Origin of the sequence: Halioglobus sp. HI00S01, assembly GCF_001635445.1 — a bacterium.
Taxonomy (GTDB): domain Bacteria; phylum Pseudomonadota; class Gammaproteobacteria; order Pseudomonadales; family Halieaceae; genus Halioglobus; species Halioglobus japonicus.
Genome location: NZ_LWEE01000002.1, coordinates 59,668 through 65,864 on the forward strand (window position 1 = coordinate 59,668; position 6,197 = coordinate 65,864).

The following is a 6,197-nucleotide window of genomic DNA, read 5'->3' on the forward strand; positions in this document are numbered from 1 at the left end:
TGATTGGAGTACGGCATGGCAAAGGTTAGAAACTGGACCCCCGATCGGCTGCCTTCCCTGGCGGGTAAGCGCTATCTCATCACCGGCGGCAATTCCGGCATCGGCCTGGAGGCCGCCAAAATACTGGCAGCTGCCGGAGCCGATATCGTGATCGCCTGTCGCAATCCTGACAAGGCGGAGGAGGCGGCGAGCGAAATCGCCGCTGCCGGCGCCGGCGCGGTGGACACCGTGGCACTGGATCTGTCATCGCAGGCTTCAGTGCGCGCTGCGGCGGATGAAATACGCTCGCGCTGGGATGCGCTGGACGGTCTGGTCAATAATGCCGGGATTATGCAAACCCCCGACACGCGGACCGAGGATGGGTTTGAATTGCAGCTGGGTACCAACCACCTGGGTCACTTCCTCTTGGCTGGCCTGCTGTTTGATCTGGTAGAGAAAGCCGCAGGCAGGATTACCGTGGTCAGCAGTATCGCGCACAAATTTGGTGAGATGCATTTCGATGACCTGATGCTCGAGCAACGCTACGACGCAACCAAAGCCTACGGTCAGAGTAAGCTGGCTAATATGTTGTTCGCCCAGGAATTGGCGCGCAAGCTTGCGGCCGCGGGTAGCTCGGTGATGGCCAACGCTTGTCACCCCGGTTATTCGGCAACTAACCTACAGAGCACCGGGCCGGAAGGTTTTCTGGTCGGGCTTTATGGTGTGCTGAACAAAGTCTGGGCCCAGTCAGCCTACAAAGGCGCCATTCCGACTGTGCTGGCGGTGGCTGGCGAGGAGGCCGAGAACGGCGGTTACTATGGCCCGGTGAAGCTTATGGACTCCATTGGGCCCGTGGGCACTGCGCGCATCGCAGGGCGCGGTCGTGATGAACAGGCTGCCGCTGAGCTCTGGCAGCGCAGTGAAGCGCTGACTGACATGAGTTGGCCGCTGTAATGCGCGCCATCAGGTTAATGCTGCTGGTCGTGGCTGTGATTGCAATGGCTGCCCAGGCGACGCTGGAAAGCACCGCTCCCAGGGCGGATGGAAAATTTGAGAACGAGGCTGGTCCGAGAGAGATGGCAATGTGGGAAATTATTAAAGCGCGGTTTACAACAGAACAAATTGATAAGCGGCCCAAGACGGAGGTACCGCTGCAGCGACTGCATCGCGCCGACCTTGAGGCTGCGGACGGGCCGATGCTGTATCGATTGGGCCACTCTTCAGTACTGATTAAGCTCGGCGATCAGTATGTGCTCACTGACCCGGTGTTCAGTAAGCGTGCATCGCCGGTGCAGTGGGCTGGCCCGCGCCGGTTCCACCCAGTGCCGATCGACTTCCAAGAGCTGCCGCGCATTCACGCCGTGGTCATCAGTCACGACCACTACGACCACCTCGACAAGGGATCGGTGAAGCGCCTTGCGGCTCAGGTGGAAAATTTCGTAGTGCCGGTGGGCGTGGGCGCCCATCTGCGACGTTGGGGCATCGACGCTACGCGCATCCACGAGCTGAACTGGTGGCAGAGCCTCGAGCTGGAAGGACTGACTCTGACAGCAACGCCTGCCCAGCATTTCTCGGGTCGGGGCTTGACCGATGGCAACAAGACGCTGTGGGCGAGTTGGGTGATTGAAGGTGCGAGCGCGAAGCTGTTCTTCAGTGGCGACACGGGCTACTTCGACGGCTTCCGTGAAATCGGCGAGCGGCTCGGCCCCTTTGATATCACGATGATCGAAACCGGCGCCTATAACAAACTGTGGGCCAGCGTACATATGCTGCCGGAGCAGGGCTTACAGGCGCACCTCGATCTGCGTGGCAAGGCCATGTTGCCCATTCACAACAGTACTTTCGACCTCGCGTTTCATCCCTGGTATGAACCAATGGAACGGGCGACAGCGTTGGGGGAGGAACACAATGTGAACGTGCTGACCCCGGTGATTGGCGCGCCTGTGTCGGTGCTGGAGCCATCCCCCGGACATGCCTGGTGGCGAACAGGAGCGACACAAACCGAAACTGCCTCAATTGAATCTGTAAATATGGGCGCAGAACCCGCCGGATAGCTTGCGTCACACGCTCCCTTGCACTAGCTTGTGGGTAGCTCTTTACGAGTGCCCACAAAAAAGAACAAGCATAGGGAGTGAGGGGACAGCTTGAGCACCGATTTGAAGTCCTACCTGGTGGCCGTGGCCACCCAGCCAGACCTGTACAGTGAATTTGTCCTGGACCCGCGCGGCGCCGCTGAGCGGGCCGGGCTTTCCGCCGATGACGTGGCAATACTATTGAGCCGCGACCAGAATCTGATTTACACCAGCCTGCGGGGTGAACCTACCCCGTGACTGACATTAATAACGAACAGCTCATTGTGGTCGGCACGGGCATTCGTGCGACTGGCCAACTCACGATTGAGACCATTGCCTGGATTCGCGCTGCAGATAAAGTGCTGTATATCACCGCTGACCCGGTGGCGGAGGAAGTGATTCGCTCCCTCAACCCGGACGGCGCAGAATCGTTGATGGATCTTTACGGCTCGGACAAACTGCGGCTGGATACTTACGCGGATATCGTCGAGCGCACCATGAACTACCTGCGCCAGGGCCTGCGCGTCTGTATGGCGGTCTACGGCCATCCGGGTGTACTGGCCATGTCTACGCACGAGGCCGTGCGCAAGGCCCGGGCGGAAGGCTACACTGCAAAAATGCTGCCGGCAGTGTCCGCGGCCGATTGTCTGTATGCCGACCTGGGTGTGGATGAATTCGGGGGCTGTATATCCTACGAGGCCACCGACTTCCTGCTCAATCTTCGCGCCATTGATCCGGCCTGTCACCTGATTTTGTGGCAGATCGGCGGCGTGGGTGTGCTCACCTACGAGACGCACCATTATCCGCTGGTCGGGTTGGAGCGCCTGACCCAGAAGCTGATGGCTTATTACGGGCCCAACCACCCGGTGACACTCTATGAAGCGCCGCAGTTTGCCGGCGTGGACCCCATCATCGGCACAGGCCCCCTGTGCCAGCTACCCCATAGTTCGCCCACACCCAACGCCACTATGTACATCCCGCCGCTGGCCAAACCCCAGCCGGATACGCAGGTGCAATGGGAGCTGGGCATGCAGACCCAGGTGACGGCATGAGCAAACATTTGACCGTTGATCGTATCTACGACCAACCCAACCTCAGCGGCTACGCCATCGACGATATTGGCTGGAGCCCGGACGGGTCGTTGCTCACTTATCTCCGTGAGGCCGATAGCGGTACTGAACTGGTTGGCTATGATCCGGCTGCTGATACGCACCGAGTGCTCTTTGACTACTGCCGGCTGGAAGCCCCGGGCGTCTGTGTGCACGCGGACCAGGCGGCGGCCCATAATGCCCGCAGCGAGGGCTGGCACCGCCGGGTGCAGGCGGCAGGCTATCAATCCTACACCTGGTTTCCCGACGGTGAACGAATTCTTGTCGTGGAAGCCGGTGCGGCACCGTGTGTTCTGCACCTTGCGTCTGATCTGCTCGTGCCCGTTAGCCGGGCCGGCGCCAGTATTCGAGACACCTGCGTTTCTCCGGATGGCCGTTACGTCAGTTATTGCTTGGGTTGGGACCTGTATATGAGGGACCTGGCCACTGGCTGGGAGATCCCGCTGACCACCGGCAGCAGTGAGCGATATCGTTCAGCGACGCCAGACACCATGGGCGATGTGCTTTCAGGCATGGGCCACTGGTGGTCGCCGGATGCTAGTCAGATTGCCATTCTGGAAACCGACGAAAGCGGTGTGCCAATGTTCTGGTATGCCGACCTCATGTCCTCTGATGGACAGAATCGCCCGGAGCGTTTCCCGCAGCCCGGTGACAATATTCCGCTGATGGCCCTGAAAGTACTGGGCCCTGAAGGGTATCGTTATATCAACACCCGGGCCTGGGCGGGTGACTACCTGGCGCGTGTTATGTGGCTGCCTGACTCGCGCCATCTCGCCCTGCAGATGTTAAGCAGGGACCACAAACGCCTCGACCTTGTGATTGCCGACAGTCTGACCGGGGTGACCTGGACTATTCTCACGGAGACCGATCCCTACTGGGTGAATGTAGCCGATGACCTGCGCTTCTTCTCTGATTCGAGGCGTTTCCTGTGGTCATCTGAGCGCGACAGCTATCGCTATCTGTACCTGTACGATATTGACGGCAATGAGCTACTTCAGCTCACCGACGGGCCTGAGGCCAGTGTTGCTGTCAATCAGCTGGATGAGGCCGGCAGCGCTGTTTATTACGTGGTGTGGCCTGACCCCTACACCGAAGCGCAGGTGAAGCGGGTGCGTTTCGCCGAGAAAAAAGGCAGCTACCGCGTGCTGGGTGCCGAACAGCTTACCGCCGCGGGGGAATCGCATTTCGGACATATCTCGCCGGATTTTCGCTTCTTTGCCGATATCAATTCCACCGCAGTGCGCCCGCCCCGGCTCGACTTGCGTGACATTGAGGGCAAGGCGCTGGCTGTGGTTGAAGCCAATGCCTGCGAGGCACTGGCCGACTATGGCTTGCGCGAGTTCGAATTTTTCAGCCTGCCCGCCGCGCAATTGGGCATCCCCTCCGACGATATGCCGCTGCAGGCGAAATTGCTGGAGCCGGCGAACATTGAAAAGGGCAAGCGATACCCTGTCATTGTGTATATCTACGGTGGCCCGCTGCCCGGTGGCTTTGGCCTGGCGCGCAACGTCATGAACTATTGGCGCCCGGTGCCCGAGTTGTGGCTGCAGATGATGGCGCAGAATGGCTATGGCGTGTTTTCACTTGATAATCGTGGCTCTAACGCAGTCCCCCGCGGGCACGACTGGGAAACGCCGATTTATCAGCAGTTGGGTCATGTGGAGCTGCAAGACCAGCTGGTAGGCGTGGATTACCTCAAAAGCCTGCCCTGGGTAGACCCCGATCGGATCGGCATTATCGGTGGCAGTTTCGGCGGCTTTATGACGCTGAATGCGATGCTGCGCACGGAAGGTGCTTACAGTACGGGTGCCGTTTATGCCCCGGTGACAGACTGGCGCGAATACGATTGTGTGTACACGGAACGCTATATGAACCTTCCTGCCCGCAACGAGTCGGGCTACACCGAAACCGCGATTCCCCAGTATGGTGATCGGTTGGACGGCGATTTATTGCTCATGCATGGTGCGGCCGACCCGAATGTGCATCTGCAGCACTCAATACAACTGGTTAATCAATTGATTCAGGACGGCAAGCGTTTCCAGATGATGCTTTATCCGAAGCAGGAGCATATGTCGTTCTTTGGTATGGGCCAGAGCCCGGCCCGACTGTGGACGCGCATCACTGACTTTTTTGAAGAGAAGCTGTAGCCCGGCGGGCGGGTGTGGCAGCTGATAATTAATCGTTAACCCTTCGAGGTTCTGAAAATGGCACAGAAGAAATCAATAAAGAAAGAAGATACAAGCCCTATGGATCCGTTCCGCGAGGCCTATGACGCGTACCTGGAGTCGGTGCGTGAGCAGGCCCGCAAATCACTGAAGGTGTATCTGGACGCCACCCAGAAAGCCTGGAAAGAAACCGATACCAGTGAATTGACCGACGTTGACCTGGCTGTGATAGCCCAGCAATCGATGCTGGTCGCTTCAGGTGGAGCCATGCAGCCGGGCGCCCCGGGTGTCCCCGCCAGCCCATTTATGGCCTCGCCCGCGAGTCCGTTCATGGCCTCGCCTGCCAGTCCATTCATGGCGTCTCCGGCCAGTCCATTCATGGCGTCTCCGGCCAGTCCATTCATGGCGTCTCCGGCAAGTCCGTTCATGGCCTCGCCCGCGAGCCCATTCATGGCGTCTCCAGCCAGCCCGTTTATGGCGTCGCCCGCGAGTCCGTTCATGGCGTCTCCGGCTAGTCCATTTATGGCATCGCCCGCGAGTCCGTTCATGGCGTCTCCGGCTAGTCCATTTATGGCATCGCCCGCGAGCCCGTTCATGGCGTCTCCGGCAAGCCCGTTTATGGCGTCGCCCGCGAGTCCGTTTATGGCGTCTCCGGCTAGTCCATTTATGGCATCGCCTGCGAGCCCGTTCATGGCGTCGCCCGCGAGTCCGTTTATGGCGTCTCCGGCTAGTCCATTTATGGCATCGCCTGCGAGCCCGTTTATGGCGTCTCCGGCTAGTCCATTTATGGCATCGCCTGCGAGCCCGTTTATGGCGTCTCCGGCAAGGCCGTTTATGGCGTCGCCCGCGAGTCCGTTTATGGCGTCTCCGGC

At 59.4% G+C, this 6,197-nt stretch carries 6 protein-coding genes; 5 read left to right on the forward strand and 1 reads right to left on the reverse strand.

Annotated elements, in window-relative coordinates; all coding sequences use genetic code 11:
- Positions 1 to 15: 15 nt before the first annotated feature.
- The 5 genes from A3709_RS01440 to A3709_RS01460 all read left to right on the forward strand — a co-directional run bounded on the left by A3709_RS01440 (position 16) and on the right by A3709_RS01460 (position 5,307).
- Positions 16 to 933 (forward strand): oxidoreductase, encoded by a 918-nt coding sequence (locus A3709_RS01440; protein ID WP_066049005.1) that lies wholly within the window; start codon positions 16 to 18, stop codon positions 931 to 933.
- The gene (locus A3709_RS01445) at positions 933 to 2,033 is read left to right on the forward strand and encodes an MBL fold metallo-hydrolase (RefSeq protein WP_066049008.1); all 1,101 of its coding nucleotides are present in this window, start codon (positions 933 to 935) and stop codon (positions 2,031 to 2,033) included. Before A3709_RS01440 ends, A3709_RS01445 begins: the two co-directional genes overlap by 1 nt.
- Before the next feature lie 90 nt (positions 2,034 to 2,123).
- On the forward strand, positions 2,124 to 2,309 hold the full coding sequence (locus A3709_RS01450) for a hypothetical protein (RefSeq protein WP_066049011.1): 186 nt from the start codon (positions 2,124 to 2,126) through the stop codon (positions 2,307 to 2,309).
- Entirely contained in the window at positions 2,306 to 3,103 is a 798-nt protein-coding gene (locus A3709_RS01455) for an SAM-dependent methyltransferase (RefSeq protein ID WP_082849811.1), read from the forward strand. Before A3709_RS01450 ends, A3709_RS01455 begins: the two co-directional genes overlap by 4 nt.
- On the forward strand, positions 3,100 to 5,307 hold the full coding sequence (locus A3709_RS01460; protein ID WP_066049014.1) for a DPP IV N-terminal domain-containing protein: 2,208 nt from the start codon (positions 3,100 to 3,102) through the stop codon (positions 5,305 to 5,307). Before A3709_RS01455 ends, A3709_RS01460 begins: the two co-directional genes overlap by 4 nt.
- Before the next feature lie 119 nt (positions 5,308 to 5,426).
- Here A3709_RS01460 and A3709_RS01465 read toward each other — a convergent pair.
- The coding region (locus A3709_RS01465) for a hypothetical protein (protein WP_231871071.1) at positions 5,427 to 6,197 on the reverse strand (771 nt) is incomplete at its 5' end.